Raw genomic sequence first — 750 nt, 5'->3', positions numbered from 1 at the left:
TGCACCTGCTGGACGCCGTGGAGCACGGGCGCTCCCCCACCCTGCCCGCGCTGTACGTCACGCTCGCGTGGTTCCTCCGGGGCGTGGGCCAGGGCGCGGCGTGCCACTACGTGCAGGAGGTGCTGCTGGGCGCGAAGGCGGAGCCGTCCGTGCGGCAGTCGCTGCGCGCGGCGCTGGCGCGGCTGCCCAGCCTGTTCATCGCCGTGGCGTACCTGGCGTGCTTCAACGTGCTGACGCTGACGTTCTCGCTGGGCATCGCGACGCTGCTCCTCTCCGCGCAGGGCGTGGGCTACGCGGCGACGATGCAGGGCCGGGGCAGCCCGCTGAAGTTGTACGCCCTGGGCTCGCGGCTGCTGGGCCCGTCGCGAGGGACGGCGACCGCGGTGCGCTGGCTGATGGGCGTGCAGGTGCTGGTGTTCTTCAACCTGCACGTGGGGTTCAACTTCCTGCTGTACCTCGGGCGGCAGCTGGTGGGCATCGACCTGACGTTCGCGGAGCGGTTCGCGTCGCTGGACAACCCGCCGTGGCTCGTGTTCCTCGCGGCGACGACGTTCGCCCTCTTCGAGCCCCTGCGCGCGGCGACCGCCACGCTGCTGCTGGTGGACGGCCGCGTGCGGCAGGAGGGGCTGGACCTGCTGGCCGCCGTGCAGCAACTGCCGGAGCGCAGCAGGAAGCCCGGCACGCTGGCGTCGAAGGCGTCGCCGCGCGCTGCTCTCGCCACCGGCCTGCTCCTCGCGCGCCCACTCCGGC

Annotated in this window: 1 pseudogene; it reads left to right on the top strand. The window is 73.3% G+C overall.

The features are described 5' to 3' along the window. Positions 1-750 (top strand): annotated as a pseudogene (locus ACLEQD_RS44655) (DUF4129 domain-containing protein); the annotation flags it as partial.

The sequence above is a fragment of the Corallococcus sp. 4LFB genome (assembly GCF_046520365.1).
In the GTDB taxonomy this organism is placed as follows: Bacteria; Myxococcota; Myxococcia; order Myxococcales; family Myxococcaceae; genus Corallococcus; species Corallococcus caeni.
This window is presented reverse-complemented; position numbering and strand designations above follow the sequence as displayed.